The sequence below is a fragment of the Vibrio sp. genome, assembly GCF_984391705.1.
Map to the genome: position 1 here is coordinate 17,058 of NZ_CFHWOM010000029.1, position 22,987 is coordinate 40,044.

At 44.7% G+C, this 22,987-nt stretch carries 15 protein-coding genes; 12 read left to right on the forward strand and 3 right to left on the reverse strand.

Translation table 11 applies throughout. The features are described 5' to 3' along the window. Positions 1–88 precede the first annotated feature (88 nt). Complete coding sequence (gene shyC, locus AC4MRV_RS14315) at positions 89–1,375, forward strand: peptidoglycan DD-endopeptidase ShyC (protein ID WP_491188009.1); 1,287 nt, start codon at positions 89–91, stop codon at positions 1,373–1,375. Between the two features lie 44 nt (positions 1,376–1,419). Here the strand turns inward: shyC and AC4MRV_RS14320 are convergent, their stop codons facing one another. From AC4MRV_RS14320 to erpA, 3 genes are all read right to left on the reverse strand, one after another. After that, a complete protein-coding gene (locus AC4MRV_RS14320) occupies positions 1,420–4,536 on the reverse strand; it encodes an efflux RND transporter permease subunit (RefSeq protein WP_491188010.1) in 3,117 nt (1,038 codons plus the stop codon). A 10-nt stretch (positions 4,537–4,546) separates the two neighbouring features. Beyond that, the gene (locus tag AC4MRV_RS14325; protein WP_491188011.1) at positions 4,547–5,629 is read right to left on the reverse strand and encodes an efflux RND transporter periplasmic adaptor subunit; all 1,083 of its coding nucleotides are present in this window, start codon (positions 5,627–5,629) and stop codon (positions 4,547–4,549) included. A gap of 172 nt (positions 5,630–5,801) precedes the next feature. Then, positions 5,802–6,143, reverse strand: coding sequence for an iron-sulfur cluster insertion protein ErpA (erpA, locus tag AC4MRV_RS14330; protein WP_038137912.1), 342 nt, complete (start codon positions 6,141–6,143; stop codon positions 5,802–5,804). A 261-nt stretch (positions 6,144–6,404) separates the two neighbouring features. On the opposite strand from erpA, the gene hemL reads away from it, so the two are divergent. The 11 genes from hemL to AC4MRV_RS14385 all read left to right on the forward strand — a co-directional run bounded on the left by hemL (position 6,405) and on the right by AC4MRV_RS14385 (position 22,982). Beyond that, a complete protein-coding gene (gene hemL / locus AC4MRV_RS14335) occupies positions 6,405–7,697 on the forward strand; it encodes a glutamate-1-semialdehyde 2,1-aminomutase (protein WP_491188012.1) in 1,293 nt (430 codons plus the stop codon). A gap of 258 nt (positions 7,698–7,955) precedes the next feature. Further along, positions 7,956–9,047, forward strand: coding sequence for an AI-2E family transporter (locus AC4MRV_RS14340; protein ID WP_491188013.1), 1,092 nt, complete (start codon positions 7,956–7,958; stop codon positions 9,045–9,047). Positions 9,048–9,118: 71 nt separating this feature from the next. Next, positions 9,119–10,141, forward strand: coding sequence for a 16S rRNA (guanine(1207)-N(2))-methyltransferase RsmC (gene rsmC / locus AC4MRV_RS14345; RefSeq protein ID WP_491188014.1), 1,023 nt, complete (start codon positions 9,119–9,121; stop codon positions 10,139–10,141). 233 nt (positions 10,142–10,374) lie between these two features. Then, a complete protein-coding gene (locus AC4MRV_RS14350; RefSeq protein WP_491188015.1) occupies positions 10,375–13,761 on the forward strand; it encodes a response regulator in 3,387 nt (1,128 codons plus the stop codon). 657 nt (positions 13,762–14,418) lie between these two features. Beyond that, positions 14,419–16,101, forward strand: coding sequence for an ABC transporter substrate-binding protein (locus AC4MRV_RS14355; protein WP_491188016.1), 1,683 nt, complete (start codon positions 14,419–14,421; stop codon positions 16,099–16,101). A 173-nt stretch (positions 16,102–16,274) separates the two neighbouring features. Next, positions 16,275–17,261 (forward strand): ABC transporter permease, encoded by a 987-nt coding sequence (locus AC4MRV_RS14360; protein ID WP_491188017.1) that lies wholly within the window; start codon positions 16,275–16,277, stop codon positions 17,259–17,261. 2 nt (positions 17,262–17,263) lie between these two features. Next, on the forward strand, positions 17,264–18,289 hold the full coding sequence (locus AC4MRV_RS14365) for an ABC transporter permease (protein ID WP_491188018.1): 1,026 nt from the start codon (positions 17,264–17,266) through the stop codon (positions 18,287–18,289). 2 nt (positions 18,290–18,291) lie between these two features. Beyond that, on the forward strand, positions 18,292–19,275 hold the full coding sequence (locus AC4MRV_RS14370) for an ABC transporter ATP-binding protein (RefSeq protein ID WP_491188019.1): 984 nt from the start codon (positions 18,292–18,294) through the stop codon (positions 19,273–19,275). 40 nt (positions 19,276–19,315) lie between these two features. Beyond that, a complete protein-coding gene (locus tag AC4MRV_RS14375; protein WP_491188020.1) occupies positions 19,316–20,311 on the forward strand; it encodes an ABC transporter ATP-binding protein in 996 nt (331 codons plus the stop codon). Between the two features lie 73 nt (positions 20,312–20,384). After that, on the forward strand, positions 20,385–22,106 hold the full coding sequence (locus AC4MRV_RS14380; protein ID WP_491188021.1) for a glycoside hydrolase family 9 protein: 1,722 nt from the start codon (positions 20,385–20,387) through the stop codon (positions 22,104–22,106). Then, positions 22,107–22,982 (forward strand): glucosamine kinase nucleotide-binding domain-containing protein, encoded by an 876-nt coding sequence (locus AC4MRV_RS14385; RefSeq protein ID WP_491188022.1) that lies wholly within the window; start codon positions 22,107–22,109, stop codon positions 22,980–22,982. It begins immediately after the preceding gene. Positions 22,983–22,987 lie beyond the last annotated feature (5 nt).

Here is a 22,987-nt window from a genome sequence, read left to right on the forward strand (position 1 = left end):
CCATCTTACTTGAATAGCGATGCTTTTTGAAACCAGTTAGACTAAACAGCTAAGCTTTTTTACTTAAATTTTTAGAACGAACAATAAAATGTTGTCTATTTTAGCTCGGCTTCCATGGATGCACCGAGGTCTTATCGCCCTTTTTAGTGGCATTATCGTCGTTGCCTTGTTTCTACCCGAGCCTCAAGACTTACGCCAAGATGAGCGTCAGTATCAAGTTGGCAAAGCATACCCGCTGTCGATCAACCCAGCGGCACTCGAATTAGAGACGCGAACGTCTAATCTCGCAGTATTGCGCTGGGACAAACATACTGTAGGCTCAGGCGACAGTATGGCCTTGCTATTCCAGCGCGCAGGACTATCTTCACGCCTTCTTTATCAACTCACCTCAACAAGCAAAGAAATTGCTAACCAACTGACAAAGGTTCGTCCTGGAGACGCCTTTCAATTTGGCTTCGATGGTGATAACAACCTGGTTCAAATTAAGAGAAAGCTAAGTGCTTACGAAACCTTCTTGGTAACCAAATCTGATAACGGTTTTACAGCCAGTGTGGATAAAAAAGAAGTTCATTACCAATACAACTACGCCAGTAATATCATTACCTCTAACTTTTGGAATGCTGGTGTTGGTGCGGGCTTAACAGCCAACCAAATTATGGAATTAGCGGGAATTTTTGGTTGGGATATCGACTTTGCTTTAGACATTCGAAAAAATGATTCCTTTGAGATTCTTTATCAAGAAAAAGTGGTTGAAGGTGAAGTGGTTGGCCGAGGCAAGATCATGGCGGCCATTTTTACTAACCAAGGTGATACTTTTAAAGCGATACTAGATGATAAGACCGGTAACTATTACGATGAAAACGGTCGAGCGATGAAGAAAGCGTTCTTACGCTCCCCACTCGATTTCCGTCGTGTAACATCAAACTTTAACCCGACTCGTCGACACCCTGTTACAGGTAAAGTTCGTGCACACCGAGGCACAGACTACGCAGCTCCTGTTGGCACACCGATCTGGGCGGCGGGTGATGGTACCGTCTTAAAATCAAGCTACAACCAATTCAACGGTAACTATGTGTTTATCAAACACAGTAATACATATATTACGAAATACCTTCACTTAACCAAGCGCACAGTGAAAACAGGACAACGAGTAAAGCAAGGACAAACCATCGGGACGCTTGGTGGTACCGGCCGTGTCACAGGACCTCACCTTCACTATGAGTTTTTGGTGAATGGCGTTCATAAGAACCCGAGAACTGTGAAGCTTCCTCAGTCTAAATCGTTAACAGGTAAAGCGAAAACAACCTTTATCGCCAACGCAGAGCTGAGGCTACAAAAACTTGAACGTTACAGTAAGCTGCTCGCTACAAACTAACACAAAGCCCCGCTAATTTAGCGAGGCTTTTTCTCACCTAGAAACTACTTGGCCTCAATCACCTGATTCGCATTCTCTTCCACTTTATGCTCCCGCCCTAGCATCAATAGACATGGCGTTAACACCAAAGTTAGTACGGTCGCAAATGCCAAGCCCCCAGCGACCGCAGTCGCCAGTTGAGACCACCATTGTGTACTTGGTGCACCAAACTCAATCTTTTGATTAACCAAATCAATGTTCATCTCAAGCACCATAGGTAGCAAGCCAAGAATCGTGGTTACTGTCGTGAGCATAACAGGCCTTAAACGTTGCACACCAGTTCTGAGAATCGCATCTCGCTTATCCAACCCTCGGCGGCGCAATTGATTATAAGTATCAATCAAAACAATATTGTTGTTAACGACTATCCCAGCCAAAGCAATAACTCCGATCCCAGACATAATGATGCCAAATGGCTTCTGGAATACCAACAAGCCAACAAACACCCCAACCGTCGAGAACAAGACTGCAGACAGGATAAGAAACGCTTGGTAGAAACTATTAAACTGCGTAATCAGAATTAAAGCCATCACCACCAACGCGACCAAAAACGCATTCTGCAAAAATGCTGACGAGTTTTCCTGCTCTTCATTCTGACCTCGGATCTTAAATTCAACCCCGTTAGGAAGATCCAACTTAGCTAGCTCTTGCTCCACTTTCGGCAGTTCAAGCGCCAAGTTATACCCTTCTTTAATATCAGCAAAAATATTGATCACTCGATGACCATCAATACGACGAATCGTATCCTGCTTGTGATCAGGGACGATACTGGCAAAGTTTGTAATTGGCACCATACCCGCAGCGGTTTTGACTTTCAGTTGATCAAAGCGACCAATATCACGCTTATCCTCTGGGTAACGAACCAAAATATCAACTTCTTCTGTTGAATCATCAGGTAAGTAATCACCTAGCTTCAAACCGTTCGTTACAAACTGGACCGTGTTACCAACTAACGTCGCGTCTGCCGCAAAGCGAGCCGCATCATCACGGCGAATATCGATCTGCCAATCAATCCCGGCTTTACTCGAATTGTCGCTAATATTGGTAAACGCAGGATAGGAATCAGCCCAATGACGAACGATTTTGGCTGCTCTATCCAACTCGCCAGGCACTCGAGTCGACATTTCGATCACCAAATCATGCTCAACTGGAGGTCCCGCATCAGGAAACTTATACTCAATCTCCACACCAGCATATTGATCCGTCGTTTGCTTCAGCTCTTCAATAATAGTTTTCACTTTACGGCGGTATTGCCAATCCACTGGAGTGATCTGGATTTGACCAATTTGATCATCACCGCCAGTTCGAGTGTAAACGCTTTCAAATTCATCATGGTCAAGCATCACCGACTCAATATCACGCATGATGATATCTTTTTCATGAATCGATAGATCGCCATAGGAACGTACTTTGACCGTAAAAAATGGAGGATCAACCTCAGGAAAGAACTCTGCGCCTAACCCTGCTTTTGCATAGGTAAAACCAACGCCAATAGCAAGTAATATTGCACTAAGTAGGATCTTAAATGGGTGGCGAATCGCAATATCTAGCGTATGAAAATACAGCTTGGTAAGCCCTGTCGCTTTAGAGTAATCGCCGTCATGCAACGCCAGCATTTTCTCTCGCTGTAAACGGGTAACGTTTTGCGGTTTCCCGATCAAACTTCCCAATACTGGTACAAAAAGAAGTGCCATTGCTAGGGATGCAGCTAACGTCGCGATCAAGGTTAATGGTAAGTACTTCATGAACTCACCAGTAATATCTGGCCAGAAAAGCAACGGAGCAAAAGCAGCTAATGTCGTCGCGGTAGATGCCGTGATCGGCCATGCCATGCGTTTGGCGGCGTCACGATAAGCCTCCCGACGCGATGTCCCTTCCTGCATTCGTCGGTCTGCAAACTCTGTAACAACGATCGCCCCATCCACTAACATGCCAACTGCCATGATCAATGAAAAGAGAACAACGATGTTTACGGTTAAGCCAAATACCGAAAGGACTAACAATCCCGTTAAGAATGAGCCAGGTATTGAGATACCGACTAACAATGCGGTTCGGACACCTAAAATCGCAATGATGACAATAACAACCAAAATAATGGCTGATAAGATATTGTTTTGCAGATCGTTAAGCATCATCTTGACGTCATCAGACTGATCCCAAGTGTACTTAACCAATAGGTTGTTCGGCCATTCTTGTTGCGCCTGAGCACCTTCCAATACCGCTTTAATCAACTGAACCGTTTCAATGATATTCTCGCCTGCTCGTTTCTTGACGTCGAGTACAACTGCTGATTTTCCATCTAATCGGGCAAAGCTTTCAGGGTCACGAAACGCGCGTCTAACCGTAGCAACATCACCGAAAGTAATGACCTGTTTTCCATCCACTTTCACAGGTAGCTCAAGTACATCTTTCAACGAATCAAATACTGACGGGACTTTCACGGAAAAACGCCCGTAGCCGGTATCGACAAAACCAGCCGCTACAACACGATTGTTGAGCGCTATCAAATTATAAATATCGGCCTGATCCAACCCATAACTCTCCATAAGTAATGGGTCTACGATAATTTCAACGATGTCCTCTCTGTCGCCGGCAATGTCGACTTCGAGTACCTGACGGTAGCCTTCCAACTTGTCACGCAACTCACGAGCAATTTGAACGATCGTGCGCTCGGGTACCGTGCCATACAAAACGACCGTTAGTGCAGGCTCTTCCGATGCTAACGTGACTTCATTGACCGTCGGTTCATCACTGTCAGCGGGCAATTTTGGTTTCGCTAAATCTACAGCCTCGCGGACATCCGCCATGGCTTTATTTAAGTCTACGCCCACACTGAACTCAAGCATCACAGAAGCATGACCTTCCGATGCTGTCGAGGTCATCTCTTTTACCCCTTCAATTGACCTTAACTCTTGCTCAATAGGTCGGACCAAAAGACGTTCAGCATCAGTCGGCGAGATCCCCTGATGGCCAACTGAAACATAAATGATCGGTATGGTGATGTCAGGGCTCGATTCTTTGGGAATAGTGACATACGTTAAAACGCCTGCAACGAGGACAAATACGAGTAGCACTAGCATTGTTCTCGTGCGCGACAAGGCCGCATCAATCAATGCAAACATAACGACCTCCTTAAAGCGTATTCTGGACAGCTATAACGCTATCACCATCACGCACAAAGCCTTGTCCCGTGGTGATAATGTCAACCTTTTCACCTAACCCAGTTAGCCAAACTCCATCTTGCTCCGCTTTGACTAGCTGAATCGGGACAAAATGCACTGTTTCGCCGACCAAGGTTTTAACGCCGAGATTGCCAGCTTCATCGAGAGCTAACATGGCGGGAGTGAGTTTAATCGCCAATTTTTGTTTCAGGTTGAGTTCAACCTCAGCACTAATACCGGCAGGGACACGCTGTTCCGGATTGTCTAGTACAATCTCGATTGGAAAGGTATTCGTTGATGGAGATGATACCCGAGAGATATAGCGAACTTGACCCGTGAGTTTTTCACCTGCAATAAAATTAACCCTAGCACTTTGCCCTAGCGTTAAATCTTGTATATGACGCTCACTGACATCGGCTTCTATGATGATTTTACTCAGGTCAATGAGCGAGGCGACTGGATCACCTACGCCGACAAAGTCACCTTTTTCAATAAACAGATGATCAACAATGCCAGAAAATGGGGCTGAAACAGATGTGTTTCTAAGTGCTATTTTGGCGTTGCTCACCATAGCTTTAGCTTCAACTAGAGCAGCTTGAGCGTTGGTGTAAGCGACTTCACCTTGTAAACCTCTATCCTTTAAAGATTTGGCAGCGTTAAATTCTTTCTCTCGCACTTTCAAGACAGCTTTCGCTCGCTCCAATTGAATATCTAAATCACCTTTATCAATCAGTGCGATAACCTGCCCTTGCTGAACGCTTTGACCTTTTTTCACTTTCAACTGAGTAATTTTACCCGCGATCTCAGCACCTAACTTGGCTTCTTTGTTCGGTGCCGTTCGCCCGTAAAGATCTATCGACTTATAAGTATTTGCAGCGGTAAAAGTCTGAAATGCAACTTTCGCTAATGGGACTTCCTGATCCGTTTTTTCAGGCGTTGAATCTTCAGCCTTAAGTGAGCCTAATCCAAGCCATAATGACAACAATAGAACAATAATGAGGGATACGATATAGGGACGAGCAGCAATAAAGCGGGTCACTGAGAAACTAGCCATAACAATCCTTTGCTTTTCTTATCGCCTTAAGTAGGCGTCAAAGTCAGGATATAAAGTAACCAACAAAAAATAAAATACAGTTGGACAGTAATTTAGCTTAGGTCTCAGTTTCTAGAATAAATACGTAGATAAAACAAAGGCTGCAAATGCAGCCTTAATATAACCATGAAGATTAAACGCTGAATGATGCGCCACAACCACATGTTGTTGTCGCATTTGGGTTATTAACGAAGAAACGAGAACCTTCTAAACCTTCCGTGTAATCAACTTGACCACCGACCAAATATTGTAGACTCATAGGATCAACAACTAAGGTAACGCCACTGTTTACAATTGTGGTATCGCCTTCATTTACGCTTTCATCAAATGTAAAGCCGTATTGGAAACCACTGCAACCACCACCGGTGATGTAAACACGCAGTTTTAGGTTCGGGTTTTCTTCTTCAGCTATCAATGCCCCCACACGCTTAGCGGCAGCATCTGAAAATGTTAGTGGGATATTTACTTCGCTCACGATGACCTCTCTCAGTGGTGAACTTCCAGAGCGCATCTTCTGTCACTATCTGGAACATCATCTTTTATGTTTAATGTAGGGATTATCTAATACCTGAGTGAAGCGTTCAAGTATTCGCCACTTTTGAAGACACTTTTTATCTGTTTTACCCGCTATTTGATGTGAAAGTACTCAGAATGTGCAGCAAAGCGTTTTATTGAAAGGGAATCGGCAGGTACAATGCGAGCCAAATTGGTCCGAGCAATCAAAAGAGGATATCCCATGACCAAATCAGCAGACTTATTTGAGAAAGCGCAGCAAACAATTCCTGGCGGCGTAAACTCTCCAGTGCGTGCTTTTAACGGCGTAGGCGGCGCTCCAATCTTTGTAGAGCGAGCAGACGGCCCGTTAATTTTTGATGCTGATGGTAAGGCGTACATTGACTACGTTGGCTCTTGGGGCCCTATGATTCTTGGTCACAACCATGCAGTTATTCGTGAAGCGGTGATTGATGCTGCTCAGCGCGGCCTTAGCTTTGGTGCTCCGACTGAAATGGAAATTGCGATGGCTGAACTGGTGTCTGAGTTAGTACCATCAATGGAACAAATCCGCATGGTAAGTTCTGGTACAGAGGCCACCATGAGTGCTATCCGTCTTGCTCGTGGCTTTACTGGCCGTGACAAGATCATGAAGTTTGAAGGCTGTTACCACGGTCACGCAGACAGTTTGCTAGTAAAAGCAGGTTCTGGTGCACTAACGCTTGGTCAACCAAGCTCTCCTGGCGTTCCTGCTGACTTTGCTAAGCACACACTAACAGCGACATTCAACGATCTAGACTCTGTTCGTGAGTTGTTCGCTGCTAACAAAGGTGAGATCGCTTGTATCATCGTTGAACCTGTGGCTGGCAACATGAACTGTATTCCACCAGTAGAAGGCTTCCACGAAGGTCTACGCCAAATCTGTGATGAAGAAGGTGCGCTACTGATCTTTGATGAAGTAATGACTGGCTTCCGTGTTGCTCTTGGTGGTGCTCAAGGTTATTACGACATCAAACCCGACCTAACAACACTAGGTAAAGTGATTGGTGGCGGTATGCCAGTAGGTGCCTTTGGTGGTCGTAAAGAAGTGATGCAGTACATTGCCCCAACGGGCCCAGTTTACCAAGCAGGCACTTTATCAGGTAACCCTGTCGCTATGGCAGCTGGTTTTGCTTGTTTGAATCTTCTAAAAGAAGAAGGCAACGAGAAACGCCTAGCGTCGAAAACGAAACAGCTGGCAGATGGCTTTAAAACACTTGCCGACAACCACGGTATCCCACTGGTAGTTAACCAAGTTGGCGGCATGTTTGGCTTTTTCTTCACTGAGCAAGAAAACATTACTAGCTACGAAGATGTGACTAAGTGTGATATTGAACGCTTTAAGCGTTTCTTCCACCTAATGCTTGAGCACGGTGTTTACCTAGCTCCTTCAGCATTTGAAGCAAGCTTCACGTCTCTTGCTCACGGCAGCAAAGAGATCGAAGCAACTTTAGAAGCTGCGGATCGTTGTTTTGCTATCTTGGCGAAAGAAGCGTAAACGCTGTATTCGATAAAAAGGCTGCATCATGCGGCCTTTTTTATTGCCAGTTAAACACCACCAGCAACAATAACCCAACCATCACTATGCTAAACCAAGGAATAGAACGTTTGGTTTTGCGACTCTTTTGACAACCTTTGTCATTATTACAGCACCCCATAGTTTTGACTCACCTCTGATACTCGCTTGATTCTTCGTTGATAACTCACTGTTTTACAGCCATTATACTGATACAACGTCAAACCATTGGACAGAATCGTGTCAGATAAAGTTAAAATCACCTCAAGTCATTGGGTTTTAGTCACGGCCCTACTGGCTGCTGGATTTGCCTGCTTTTTGCTGGTCGAACCTTATATCAACTCAATAGTAATGGCTTTCATTATTTCGCTCCTAATGTTTCCTATCCATGAATGGATCGAAAAGAAACTTCCCAAGCACCCAAACATTTCGTCACTACTGTCTTGTGTGGTTTTAACCTTTATTATCGTTGTCCCGCTACTGTTCGTGTTTGCCGCAATCGTGCAACAAGGCTCGGCCTTTTCTCAGAACGTCTACCAGTGGGTAACGCATGGCGGCATTCAAACAATATTTGAACACCCTTGGGTAGTTAAAGGGCTATCACTAGTTAATACTTACCTCCCCTTCGACACGATAGAGCCGCAAGAGATCGCGCAAAAAGTAGCACAATTTGCAACCACCTTTGGCAGTAACTTAGTCGGTATTAGCGCCAAAATTCTTGGTGATGCGACTAATTTCCTGATGGACTTCTTCTTGATGCTGTTTGTCTTGTTTTTCTTGCTGCGCGATCACGACAAAATCATTGGTGCAATTCGTCATATTTTGCCGCTCTCACGTAGCCAAGAAGACAAATTGCTTGATGAAGTCGAACAAGTATCGAAATCTGCGGTGATGGGGTCATTTTTAACCGCCATTGCACAAGGAATTGCTGGCGGTATAGGAATGTGGCTTGCGGGCTTCCCAGGTCTATTTTGGGGTACTATGATGGGCTTTGCATCCTTCATTCCTGTTGTCGGAACCGCGCTTATATGGATTCCAGCGACTATTTACCTCTACCTAACTGGCGATAGTACTTGGGCAATCTTCCTTGCGATTTGGAGTATCGCTGTCGTAGGCTCAATTGACAACCTTCTACGTCCACTCTTGATGCAAGGCAGTGGCAGTGCAGGCATGAGCACACTAATGATCTTCTTCTCACTCTTAGGCGGATTACACCTATTTGGCTTAATCGGCCTAATCTACGGCCCTCTGATCTTCGCTATCACTATGGTGCTATTCAACATCTACGAAGAGGAATTCCAAGACTTCCTCGATCGACAAGATCAAAACTAACCACAACCAGTTGGTATCGACGGGGGATTATGCGAAAATCCCCCGTCTTTTATATCTGATAGAGCTAATCTATGTCTGCTTACATCGCCCCTAGTCAAATCGCAGAGCGACAACTTGCTTATTTTGCAGGAAAGCATGTTCTTGTTGCTGGTGAAGCTGAGGACCTTTTCCCTGTTGAACTAGTAAAGCATTGTGAATCAGTGACCGTGTTCACCACTAATTACGGCTACTATCGCCAAATAGAACCTTACGATCAGGTAGTCAGTGTTTTTGGCGCGGAATTCGAGCGAGATACTCAAGCAGATATGGTGCTGCTATATTGGCCAAAAGCCAAAGCGGAAGCAGAATATTTATTAGCCATGCTGATGGCCAAACTTGGCCCAGAAACAGAAATCGTTGTCGTAGGTGAAAACCGCTCTGGCGTAAAGAGCATTGAGAAAATGTTCAAGTCATATGGCCCTATTACTAAGTTCGACTCCGCGCGTCGTTGCTCTTTCTACTGGGGAAAATGTACACAAAAAGTAAAGCCATTTGTCATTGGCGACTGGTTCAAAACCTATCAAGTTACCTACAAGCAACACGATCTAACCATTAAAAGCTTACCTGGTGTATTTAGCCATGGTCAGTTTGATATCGGTAGTAAACTGCTGCTTGATACTTTGTCAGAGCTATCCGGTAAAGTTCTCGATTTCGGCTGTGGGGCTGGCGTTATTGGCTCCGTAATGGCGACGCTCAACCCGGATATTGAACTAGAGATGTGTGACATCAGCGCACTTGCAGTTGAATCGAGTAAAGCAACACTCGAAGCCAACCAACTATCGGGTAACGTCTTTGCCTCCGACGTTTATTCCGATACAAGCAAAGATTACCGCTTTATCATCAGTAACCCTCCCTTCCATGCTGGTCTAGATACTAGCTATAGTGCGACCGAAACCCTGCTTGCGAAGGCCCCTCAGTATCAAACAAAGCAAGGTGAGCTTCTCATCGTAGCTAACAGCTTCTTAAAGTACCCACCTATCATCGAGAAGGCATTTGGTAATTGCGAGACGCTAAATAAGACCAACAAATTTGCTATTTACCACGCAAAAAAATAATCTTTCAGCCCAGTAAAGCAACGATTACTGGGCTTTCTATAGACAACAACTAATAAATTTGCGCCTTTCTCCACGCTTTGCTTGCAACTTACTTGTCAAAGTAAAAAAACTCGTTAATTTTGTCAGATTAGGAAATAACGTTTTTTACTTTGCTCTGTAAGCAGCATGGTCCCCACACCAATAGACCCTTCCTTGCTTCAGAGCCGCATTGTCACGGAAAGTCTATTTTCATCATGTTTAAGTTGTATCGTAAACAAAGATTCAAGCGTCTTCAGAACACCTTGATGTTCGCATTTCTCGCGCTCAGCATTACACCGCTGACCATCACGGCAATCTTTTTCTTACAATCTCACACAACGGATCTGCAGGAGCAGAGTACCTCTCACTTGGTTTCTGTACGTGATAGCAAGCAGCAACAAGTGGTTGACTACCTTTACGCTAAGGAATCCGAGGTAATGGGCTTTGTCCGCTCAGAACTCGCCTACGCAAGTGGGGGGCGTTTTTATGGTTTGGTTAACGCATTTCAAAGCCTAGGACTGGATATTGAAAGCGCTCGAACCTATGCACAAAAACGTTATATTCAAGGATCTGGGGATCAGATCAAAACATCGATCCTTCCTCAATCAAGTATTTTTAACGGAACTGAACGCTACCGTCTCCTCCATAAGCGTTACCATTGGGCTTACCTAGAGCTACTTAAACGTTCCGACTTTGACGACATTTTATTGGTTGACCGAGATGGTAACGTCGCCTACTCCATTTTCAAATATGACAACTACGGAACTAACCTACTTACGGGTAAATATACAGATAGTAACCTAGGTCAATCGTTTAAAAAGTTACGCGATCTAGTGACGGAAAAGCGCAAGACCAATGAAGATTTCACTCCTGTATTGATTTCTGACTTCACAGAAGAACAAGGAAAATCTGTGGCTTGGTTAGGAGCTCCAATCATTCAACAAGGTTACCTTCATAGCTATGCCATGTTCCGCCTACCGAACAACGGCATTACTAAGCTAATCGCTGACACCAATAACATTGCTTCAATGAAAACCCTGCTTGTAGGCCCAGACCACCGCTCAAGAACACTCGCATACCAACAAGAAGACATCGACTTGAGTAAAGAAGTGGTGACCTTGGCTTTGGATGGCCTTACCAACGTAGGCACTTATACCAACACCGCAGGTGAAGACACTATCGCCGCTTACAGTCCTGTTTCAGTGAAAGGAATTGATTGGGCTCTGGTAGTTGAAGTTCCTGAAAGTGTTGCTTTTGCTCGTGTACAGCAGTTGGAGAAACTGTTTGTCGCCGCAATGCTCATCGCTATTGTTTTAGTTGTGATGGCCTCTCATTACCTGTCTAACTTCATTACCTCTCCTTTGCTCAAACTTACTTGGGCTGCTGAAAAAGTGTCTGCTGGCGATATGGATGCAGACATGATCAACACGGAGCGAAAAGATGAAATTGGTCGTCTCGCGGTCAGCTTTGAACGGATGCAGCGCTCTATTCGTGAGAAAATGCAGCTGATCAAACAGCAAAATGAAGAGTTGGAAAGCAACCTCCAGTTAATTCAAAAGCAAAACGACGAACTGCAATTAGCAAACAAACTCAAAGATGAGTTCTTAGCAACCACATCTCATGAACTTCGCACTCCACTACATGGCATGGTAGGCATTGCAGAAGCATTGATTTCGGGAGCAAACGGACCAATTACCGCAGACCACAAGTACCAGCTCGACATCATAATTAGTAGTGGTCAGCGCTTAGCAACTCTGGTTGATGATTTACTCGATTATCACAAGATGCGTTATGGCAACTTAGATATCGAAACCAGTGCAGTTGACTTGTCAGGTTCAACAAGGCTTGTTCTTGAACTTTCTTCACATCTATTGGGGAATAAACCATTACGTATCATCAACCAAGTTCCAGACGAGCCTGTGTGGGTGAGCGCAGACCCACAACGACTTGAGCAAGTTCTATACAACCTGATTGGCAATGCCATCAAATATACGAGTGAAGGAAAGATCGTTATATCAGCGACCGTTGTCGACAATAATATTCGTGTACAAGTTGTCGATACTGGCCAAGGTATTCCAGCCGATCAACTCGATCATATTTTTGAACCGCTAATTCAAGCAGGTAATGACGCAAGCCGCTATCGCCAAGGTGCAGGACTTGGGCTTTCAATTAGCCGACAGTTAATAGAACTGATGAAAGGTTCTTTGTACGTGAGCAGTCAACCGATGGTAGGAACAACGTTTAGTTTTACCTTACCGATTGCGACTGCTGAACAAATATCTTCTGCAAACCAGTACGACAGTCCTCATTTCCGAGCGCCAGACAACAATGAAATCGAGCTTGCAGACGTGACGAACTTACCTTCTAACCCAGAAGGTCCGCTACTTCTCGTTGTTGATGATGAACCCGTTAACTTACGTGTTCTAGATAGTTTCTTGAGATTAGAGGGATATCGTGTTCATACCGCTAAAGATGGACTCGAAGCATTTGAAAAGATAGAACTCGAGAAGCCCGAACTTGTCCTACTCGATATCATGATGCCAGGAATGAGTGGTTATCAGGTGTGTGAAAAACTTCGCCAGGAGTACGATCACGCCCAGCTCCCTGTCATTATGTTAACTGCGCTTAATCAAGCAGATGACAGAGTTCGTGGCTTTAATGCGGGTGCAAATGACTACTTATCTAAGCCATTTAACAAGCAAGAGTTAGCTGCGCGTATCATGGCGCATTTAACGGCAAGTAAAGCGGAACAGCGACGCGTCGAAAACCAACAACTTCAGTTGGAGCTAAAACAAAGAGCCCTCGTTGAAGCAAGTTTACTAGAAACTCAGGGCAGGCTGTTAGAACAGTTGGAAACAGCGCCAGAGGCCATCATCTGCGTTCGTGAAGATAATAAAATCCGCTTCGCCAATGAGGCTGCGTCTAAATTATTCAAGCGTTCAACTGAACAGCTGAAACGCTCATCGGCAGAAGAGCTAATTGCACCTAAGTTCCTTAATATCGCTCAAGAACATTATTGCGGCACTATCGACGTTTATGTAGAAGATGTACGCCAGCACCTTTCAACTGATATCCTAAAACTTCCTGAGGGCTCAGGGCTGCGCTCTATCTATATATTCAATGTAGGTGGCAGCATTAATGCAAGCCGTATCAACAACCTAGAGACAGCGATTGAAGCACTCTCTAGCTATGCCTTTGATGGCGATAGAGCCAAGTTACAAGAGCTGAAAGAATTAGGTGGTGAGTTTACAAGATTGGCAGACAAAGTATCGTCTGACAGTAAACCTAAACAAGAGGTCATGCGTGAAATCCTAGTTGATGCCATGACCAACGCTTTAGATTACTGGGAAAGTGTCACAGGAGAAACCAAGTTCGCCTTTGCTGAGAAGAGCGGATTATGGCGTGTCTACCTTGACAGAAGTACGTTGCAGACACGTACGCTAGATAAATACTTACGTATAGAAACCTTGCCTAAGACACCACGCTGGAGAACGGTACTAAGCTCTCTAGACTATATTCTTGAACACTGTAACGAGCAGAGTCCTCAACGGACTCATATTGAAGGTTTACGTAACAAACTACAGCATTTACTCACTAGCTAACTCAACACAGATCAAGTCTTTAAAAAGCCTGCTCTTGCAGGCTTTTTTCTTTTCACTTATTCAAGCAAATACTACCGACAACATGGCTTTTTACGCCTCGTAAAACAAGCTTCAATTCACCTAAATCGCTTCGTCGTAAACCCCTCAAAAAAGCCCAAATCTAAGCCTACAATAGCTAATTGACGTAAAAACAATCTATATTGCGAAGCCAGTCACAACAATACGGCAGATTTTATTTAGCCCAATTAATTAACACTACAAATCACAAGTGATTAAGATCTCACATAGTTATAATAAGAAAAACAACCATACACAAAAAAGCCCATCAAGTAAGTAACCACTAACCCAACTACTACAAGCGTCAGAAGCATGCGAGTCAGATCACTTAACAAAAATTGCACAAGATGCTCTAAGAATAAGCACTATTAACGTTATTAACGTGAATTGACGAGGTTTTTACGTTTTTAACGGGAATTCCAATTGCGAAAATTAACGTTAAAGTGTTTTCTTACTGTGCCTAAGGCCTACAGGCCACTCTGAAAGGCATCAATCTCCTCCGGATTGTGACCCAAAGTAGAGGTAGGCCTTAGAGAGTGTTTATCAATTGATGACATTCCATTCCATAAGTGAAATGAAAGCAAATAGTAAGGAACAGCTATGCTTGCCAACATTAAAAAAACAGCACTAGCAACAGCAATTATTGCTACAGCAACAACTGGATTCGCTTCAGTAGCGACAGCAGCTGAGCGCAGTGAACTAACTGTACACCCTAAAGAGTTTACGACTTTCGTTCGTAACTTTAACCCATTCTTGGGCGCAACTAACCTACACACTACAACTGACTTCATCTACGAGCCACTTGTTGTTTTCAATGAAATGCACGGTAACACTCCAGTGTTCCGTCTAGCTGAAAACTACAAGATGTCTGATGACCTAATGAGCGTTACTTTCGATATTCGTAAAGGCGTAAAATGGTCTGACGGTCAAACGTTTGATGCCAATGACGTAGTGTTCTCTTTCAACCTAGTTAAAGAGAAGCCAGAACTTGACCAAAGTGGCATCAACTCTTGGGTTGCTGGCGTTGAAAAAGTTAACGATTACCAAGTTAAATTCCGTCTGACTGAAGCGAACTCTAACGTTCCTTACGAAATTGCACGCGTACCTGTAGTACCTGAGCACGTATGGAAAGACATCAAAGATCCAGCTTCGTTCACTAACGAAAACCCTGTAGGTTCAGGTCCTTTCACAGAGATCGATACTTTCACAGCACAACTTTACGTTCAATGTGAAAACCCGAATTACTGGGATGCAGCTAACCTAGACGTTGACTGTCTACGTGTTCCACAAATTGCGAACAACGATCAATTCCTAGGCAAAGTTGTAAATGGTGAAATGGACTGGACTTCATCATTCATTCCTGACATCGACCGTACTTACGCGGCTGCTAGCCCGAACCACCAGTACTGGTACCCGCCATCAGGTACTCAAGCATTCGTTGTTAACTTCAAGCACCCAGATGCTGCGAAGAACGAAGCGCTAACTAACGTAGATTTCCGTCGCGCGTTCTCTATGGCTCTTGACCGTCAAACTATTATCGACATCGCATTCTACGGTGGTGGTACAGTGAATGACTTCGCATCTGGTCTAGGCTACGCGTTTGAAGCTTGGTCTGACGAGAAAACTCACGACAAGTACAAAGGTTACAACACGTACAACGTTGAAGGCGCTAAAGAGCTACTTAAGAAAGCTGGCTTTAAAGACGTAAACAAAGACGGCTTTGTTGACACTCCATCAGGCAAGTCTTTCGAACTTCTAATCCAATCTCCTAACGGTTGGACTGACTTCAACAACACAGTTCAACTTGCAGTTGAGCAGCTTGCAGAAGTAGGCATCAAAGCGAAGGCTCGTACTCCAGATTTCTCTGTGTACAACCAAGCGATGCTAGAAGCAACATATGACGTTGCTTACACAAACTACTTCCACGGTGCAGATCCACACACTTACTGGAACAGTGCTTACAACTCAGCACTTCAGTCTGGTGATGGTATGCCTCGTTTCGCAATGCACTTCTACAAGAATGACAAGCTAGATGGCCTACTAAACAGCTTCTACAAGACAGCTGACAAGCAAGAGCAGCTAGATATTGCTCACGGCATCCAGCAAATCATTGCTGCTGACCAAGTAACGGTTCCTGTTATGTCTGGTGCTTACATGTACCAATACAACACGACTCGCTTCACTGGTTGGTGGAACGAAGAAAATCCGAAAGGCCGTCCAAACATTTGGGCTGGTATCCCAGAGCGTCTACTACACGTACTGGACCTAAAACCAGTTAAATAAGTAGTTGTTCTAACTATGCGGCATACATTCCGTATGCCGCAAAAATCCCCCACTCTTTGATTAGTTTGTTAAATGGCGCCAGTCGTCAGGGGATTTTTCGCTCTAAATTTTGTTTTCGCTAGAGCGACCTGAAACCAGAAACAGGGAAAATCTGGGTGAGTAAGGTGTGAGTTATGGGTTATTTTTTAAGACGTTTGTCGTTCTATTTGGTCGCATTATTAGTTGCTGCGACATTAAACTTTATTATTCCGCGTGCAATGCCGGGTGACCCAGTCACCATGATGTTTGCTAACGCTTCGGTTCAAGTAACGCCGGAACGTATTGCGGCAATGAAAGAGCTTTTAGGTTTCGTTGATGGCGGCCTTTTCGTTCAATACATTGCCTACATGAAAAATGTACTTAGCTGGGAGCTCGGTACGTCGATTCAGTTCTACCCTCTATCTGTAAATAAACTGCTTGGTGGCGCCTTTGGTTGGTCACTGTTCCTAGCAGGTACAGCGGTAATTCTTTCATTCTCGCTAGGTTCTATTCTAGGCATCTTCGCTGCATGGAAACGTGGTAGCAAATACGATGCCTTTGTAACGCCAGGAATGTTGATTATTCAAGCGGTTCCACAAGTTGTTATTGCAATGCTAGCGCTATTTACTTTCGCAATTGGCTTGAAATGGTTCCCTACAGGTTACGCATATACAGCGGGCACTGTGCCAGATTGGACAAGCTGGGCATTCATTAAAGATGTCGCTTACCACGCTATTCTTCCTCTATTTTGTGCTTCTGTGGTTCAGATTGGTGGCTTCTTGATTAACATGCGTAACAACATGATCAACCTGCTTGCCGAAGACTACATCACGATGGCTAAGGGTAAGGGTTTAAGTGAAAACCGCGTTGTATTCCATTACGCAGCACGAAACGCGCTACTTCCAAGTGTAACTGCGCTTTCTATGTCTCTAGGTATGGCAATCGGTGGTCAGTTAATCGTAGAAATCATCTTCAACTACCCAGGTCTTGGTACGGTTCTTCTAAACGCTATTCACGCACGTGACTACCAAGTTCTTCAAGGTCAATTAATCATTATGACGCTATTTATGCTGTCATTTAACTTAATTGCTGATATGGCATATGTCGTTCTAGACCCTCGCCTGCGCAAGGGAGGTAAATAATTATGAAACAACTATTTACGCTAATTTTAGGCAATGCCTACGCTCGTGTCGGTCTTGCAATCGTTTCAATCTTTCTACTTGTCGCGATTTTTGCGCCTCTACTTGCAAAACACGCTCCTGACAAGAGAACTGGTAATCCACATGAGTATCCAGGGTTTGTAGTTACATCGGCTAAAGCGAATCCAGATGGCTGGATCGCACAAAACCTAGCTACTGACCGTCGTACCATGATCATGTCTAAGAAAGCGGACCACGTTCTAGGTACGAGCCGAATGGGTCGTGACATTTGGTCACAACTGGTTCACGGCGCACGTATTTCTCTAGGTGTCGGCTTTGGTGCTGGTATTACTGTATGTTTCCTAGCAACCGTTATTGGTATTTCAGCTGGTTACTTTGGCGGACGAGTAGATGATGTACTTACTGCCGCGATGAACATCATGCTGGTAATCCCTCAATACCCACTACTGTTCGTACTGGCTGCATTTATCGGTGAGGCAGGGCCATTAACTATTGCCATTATTATCGGCTGTACCTCCTGGGCATGGGGTGCAAGGGTAATACGTTCTCAGACTCTAGCCCTTCGTGAAAAAGAGTTTGTTAAAGCAGCTGAAGTACTAGGTGAATCTTCTTCACGTATTATTTTCGTTGAGATTCTTCCAAACCTTATTCCTATCGTAGGTGCGAGCTTCATCGGTTCGGTTATGTACGCGATTGGTATGGAATCTATCATCTCATTCTTAGGTCTGGGTGATCCGAATACCATTAGCTGGGGCATCATGCTTTACAACGTAAACCAATCTTCAGCAATGCTAATCGGCGCTTGGTGGGAAGTACTGGCTCCATGTCTAGCATTAACAGTATTAGTTACAGGTCTAGCCCTACTTAACTTCGCGGTTGATGAAATTGCTAACCCGCAACTTCGTTCACACAAAGGTATGAAGCGTTGGAAGAAACTTGCTGAACAAGACAAGAAAGAACGTACACCAGACATGCCACCTCAAAATGCACTTTGGAGCGGAGATAAATAATTATGACTGCACCACTTATTTCTATCCGCAATCTTTGCGTAGATTACATCACAGATGCTGGCGACGTTCGCGCTTGTAATAACGTAAGCTTCGACATCGCGCCTGGTGAAGTATTTGGCCTGGCTGGTGAGTCCGGCTGTGGTAAATCAACAGTAGCATTCTCGCTAATGCGTCTTCACAAGCCACCAGCATTTATTACCGGCGGTGAGGTTATCTTCAACGGCGAAGATATCCTGAAATACAGCGATGAACGCATGCAAGCGTTCCGCTGGAGCGAGATGTCGATGGTTTTCCAAAGTGCTATGAACGCACTGAACCCTGTACTAACAATGGCTGACCAGTTCTGTGACGTAATTATGCGTCACACAAACATGACGCGTGAGCAGGCACTTAAACGTGCAGAAGGGTTACTGGAAATCGTCGACATCCACCCTAGCCGCTTGAATGACTATCCTCACCAATTTTCTGGTGGTATGCGTCAGCGCTTGGTTATCGCGATTGCTCTCGCTCTTAACCCGAAAATGATCATCATGGATGAACCTACGACAGCTCTTGATGTAGTAGTCCAACGTGAAATCCTACAAAAGATCTATGCACTGAAAGAAGAGTTTGGTTTCTCTATTCTGTTCATTACTCACGATATTTCATTAATGGTCGAGTTCTCTGACCGCATTGGCATCATGTACTCGGGTGAACTAATAGAAGTCGCACCATCAAAACAGATCTTGGAAAGTCCATACCACCCTTACACCAAAGGTTTAGGTAGTTCATTCCCTCCATTAACTGGGCCAAAAACTAAGTTGACGGGCATCCCTGGTAACCCATTGAACTTACTAGAAGTTCCGCAAGGTTGTCGCTTCCAAGCTCGTTGTGACCGCGTTCATGAAGCTTGTACTCGAGTCCCAACTCAACTTAGACAAATTGAGCCAAATCGTTTCTCTAACTGTCACCTATATGGTGATCCAATTGCTCAGACCAAGCTCTAGCAACACACTGAGAAATAATAAAAGATTACTGGAGACAATTATGAGCAAAGATTTTGGCCAATTACTGATTGAAGGAAAAAACTTAGTAAAGGATTTTCCTATTAACAGTAACGCCCTAAACCAACCTATGATGCGTGCAATCAATGACGTGTCGTTCAAAATGTACAAAAGCCGCGGCTTATCGGTAGTTGGTGAGTCAGGTTCAGGTAAATCGACCACTGCGAAAATGATCGCAAAAATGTACGCACCGAATGGTGGAGTTATTGAGTACAAAGGTCGAGATATTCAAACCATCGACTCTCGCTCTGACTTGATGGCATATCGCGAAGGTGTGCAGATGGTATGGCAAGACCCGTTTGGTTCACTGAACCCGACACATAATATCTTCCACCATATTCTTCGTCCTTTGCTAATCCATAAAAAAGTGGATCCTCGCAATAAGAAAGAGCAAGAAGAACGTGTTTACGATCTACTTGAACAAGTAGGCCTTATCCCGCCAAAAGAGACTGCACAGAAGTTCCCTCATCAGTTATCTGGTGGTCAGCGTCAGCGTGTCAACTTAGCACGTAACATCGCGGTAGGAGCTGAGGTGGTACTCGCGGATGAGCCAACATCTATGCTAGACGTTTCGATTCGCGCAGGTGTTCTTAACCTAATGGAAGAGATGAAGTTTGAGAAAGAAATGTCTCTGCTTTACATCACGCACGACATCGCGACAGCGCGTTACATCGCCGAAGATCTGGCCGTTATGTATGTAGGCCATATGGTTGAGTGGGGTGATACTGAAGAAATCATCCACGACCCACAACACCCGTATACACAGCTTCTAGTCTCTGCGGTACCGGATCCAAGCAAGTCGATTCATGAAAAGCTGAAAGGCAATAAAGGTGAAATTCCACTATGGACACCAGAGTCTCTAGGCTGCCCGTTCGCAGGTCGATGCCAGCATGCAACAGATAAGTGTCGAGAGAAACTTCCTGAAGTGACTCAACTTTCTGACAACCACTTTGTTCGCTGTTACCTATACGAAAATTAACGACCACGAGCCAAGCCCGAAAGGTCTTGGCTCAATTACATCATAATAACGATTACACCATCCGGAGATTTTAATGCTGCTACTTACTAACCACATTGGTTATGAAGCCCTTGGTCCAAAGCAAGCTGTGCTGATGACAAGAAAGCCGCGCCTATCCACTACCACTGCGCTATTGGTGTGCGCTGACAGTCATCAAACTGTTGCTAATTTTAGCATTGAGAAAGGGACGCAGGTTGCACATTGGCACCAAGGGAATTTTTTTCGCATTGATTTCTCCGAATTTAATCAAGCAGGTAGTTACTATCTGCGCGTAGACAATCTACGCTCTGAAATATTTAAGGTTGAGACAGGTCTGCTGTTTGATACGACGTTGTCTGATGTTCTGCACTATTTCAAATCTCAGCGCAGCGGTGGTCGTTTTGATAAACAAGACCATTCAATCTCGCTTCTAGGCACCGAGACTCGAGTTGACGTTCACGGTGGTTGGTACGATGCATCGGGCGATGTAAGTAAGTACCTTAGCCATCTATCTTACGCAAACTACCTTAACCCTCAGCAAACACCTATCGTTGTATGGAACATGCTGAAAGGCCTTGAACTCATCAGTCAAGATGAACAAGTCGCCCTGTTTACTAAAGTTCGTATGGCAGAAGAAGCCCTCTATGGCGCTGATTTCCTAGTTCGAATGCAAAATGAGCAAGGCTTTTTCTACATGACTGTTTTTGATAAATGGTCAAAAGATATCAACCAACGTGAGATTTGTGCCTACGCGACACAAGATGGCCACAAATCTGAAGATTTCCAAGCTGGATTTAGACAAGGAGGCGGTGCGACAATTGCTGCGTTAGCGGCAGCAGCACGCCTGGATGAAAGCGGTGAGTTCACTAACCAAGATTACCTAGATGCTGCAGAAAAAGGCTACTGGCACCTGCGAGAGTTTAATCTTCAATATCTCAATGATGGTGAAGAGAACATTATCGATGAATACTGCGCTCTGTTAGCTTGCGTAGAGTTATACAAAACCACCCAAAAAAGCGAATATCTCACTGAAAGTCGTGACTGGGCGATCAAGCTTCAGCAACGCCAACAGTCAGATGACCACTTTGACCATTTCTGGTCAGCAAACCAAGATGGATCTCGTCCTTATTATCATGCCGCTGAAGCTGGTCTTCCTGTTATTGCCTTATGCGCATATCTAGAGATTGAAAGTGATGACAAACTCAAGCAAAAAGCTCAAACCGTTATCACACAAAGCGTTCAATTTGAACTCAACATTACTTGTTCTGCTTCCAACCCATTCGGTTACCCGCGCCAATATGTGAAAGGTGTTGATGAAGCAAAACGTGATGCGTTTTTCGTCGCTCACAACAATGAATCAGGTTATTGGTGGCAAGGTGAAAACGCCCGTTTAGGGTCACTATGTGCAATGGCCTTTGCGGCTCTGCCTCATATTGAACAAGAGCCCACCAAGCTCCAACTACTGAAGTTTTCTCAAGACACCCTCAATTGGGTTCTCGGTCTCAACCCTTACCATATGTGTATGCTCGATGGTCATGGCCACAATAACCCTGACTACCTACCCCACTTAGGTTTTTATAACGCTAAGGGTGGGGTGTGTAATGGCATTACTGGCGGCTTTGACGACGAAGAAGACATCGCTTTCAACCCACCAGGGCAAAAAGACGACATGCTACAGAACTGGCGCTGGGGTGAACAATGGATACCACATGGTGCTTGGTACTTACTAGCGATTATTGCTCAGTTCAACCACTACGGCCTACAGGAGAGCAAATAGATGACGTTTTACTATGTGGGTATTGATGGTGGCGGCACCTCTTGCCGCGCTCGCATCCGCAATTCTCAAGGAGAGCTGATTGGTGAGGCTAAAAGTGGCAGCGCTAACATCCTACTGGGTATTGATGTTGCAATGGCGTCGATCATTGATGCTATCAGTCAGGCAGCCGAACAAGGCAATTTAAATGAGGCGGACTTTGCGAACATGCATGTCGGCTTAGCATTAGCTGGGGCTGAACAAAAATCGGCTTGGCTAGAATTCATGTCTCTCAGTCACCCATTTGCTTCCATAGTGTTGAATACTGACGCCTATGGAGCCTGTGTAGGTGCACATAACGGTGATGAGGGCGCGATTATGATAGGTGGTACTGGATCATGTGGCATTTACCTCGCACAGGGCAAACAACATGTCGTTGGTGGCCGAGAGTTTCCTATTTCCGATCAAGGTGGTGGTGCCGTCATGGGGCTGCACCTGATTCAGCAAGTCCTGCTTGCAGAAGATGGCATCGTTGAGAAAACGCCATTGGCAGAGCATGTTCTAAGTCACTTTAACCAAGATGTCGACCAAATTGTCGAATGGTCAAAAGGGGCACTACCAAGAGATTATGGCCAGTTCTCCCCTGCTATTTTCCAATACGCTTCCCAAGGCGATAGCTTGGCTATCAATATGTTGAAACAAACCGCTGCGGATATAGAGATGTTCCTCGTTGCTCTTAACCGCAAAGGCGCAACAAGAATTTGTTTGATGGGAAGTATCGCTGAACGAATCAAAGCTTGGCTTTCACCTCCAGTTCAAAACTGGATTGTCGAACCTCAATTCGATGCAATTGAAGGTGCTCTCATGTTTGCGGGGAAACCCGAGCATAATCTTTACTAAGGATC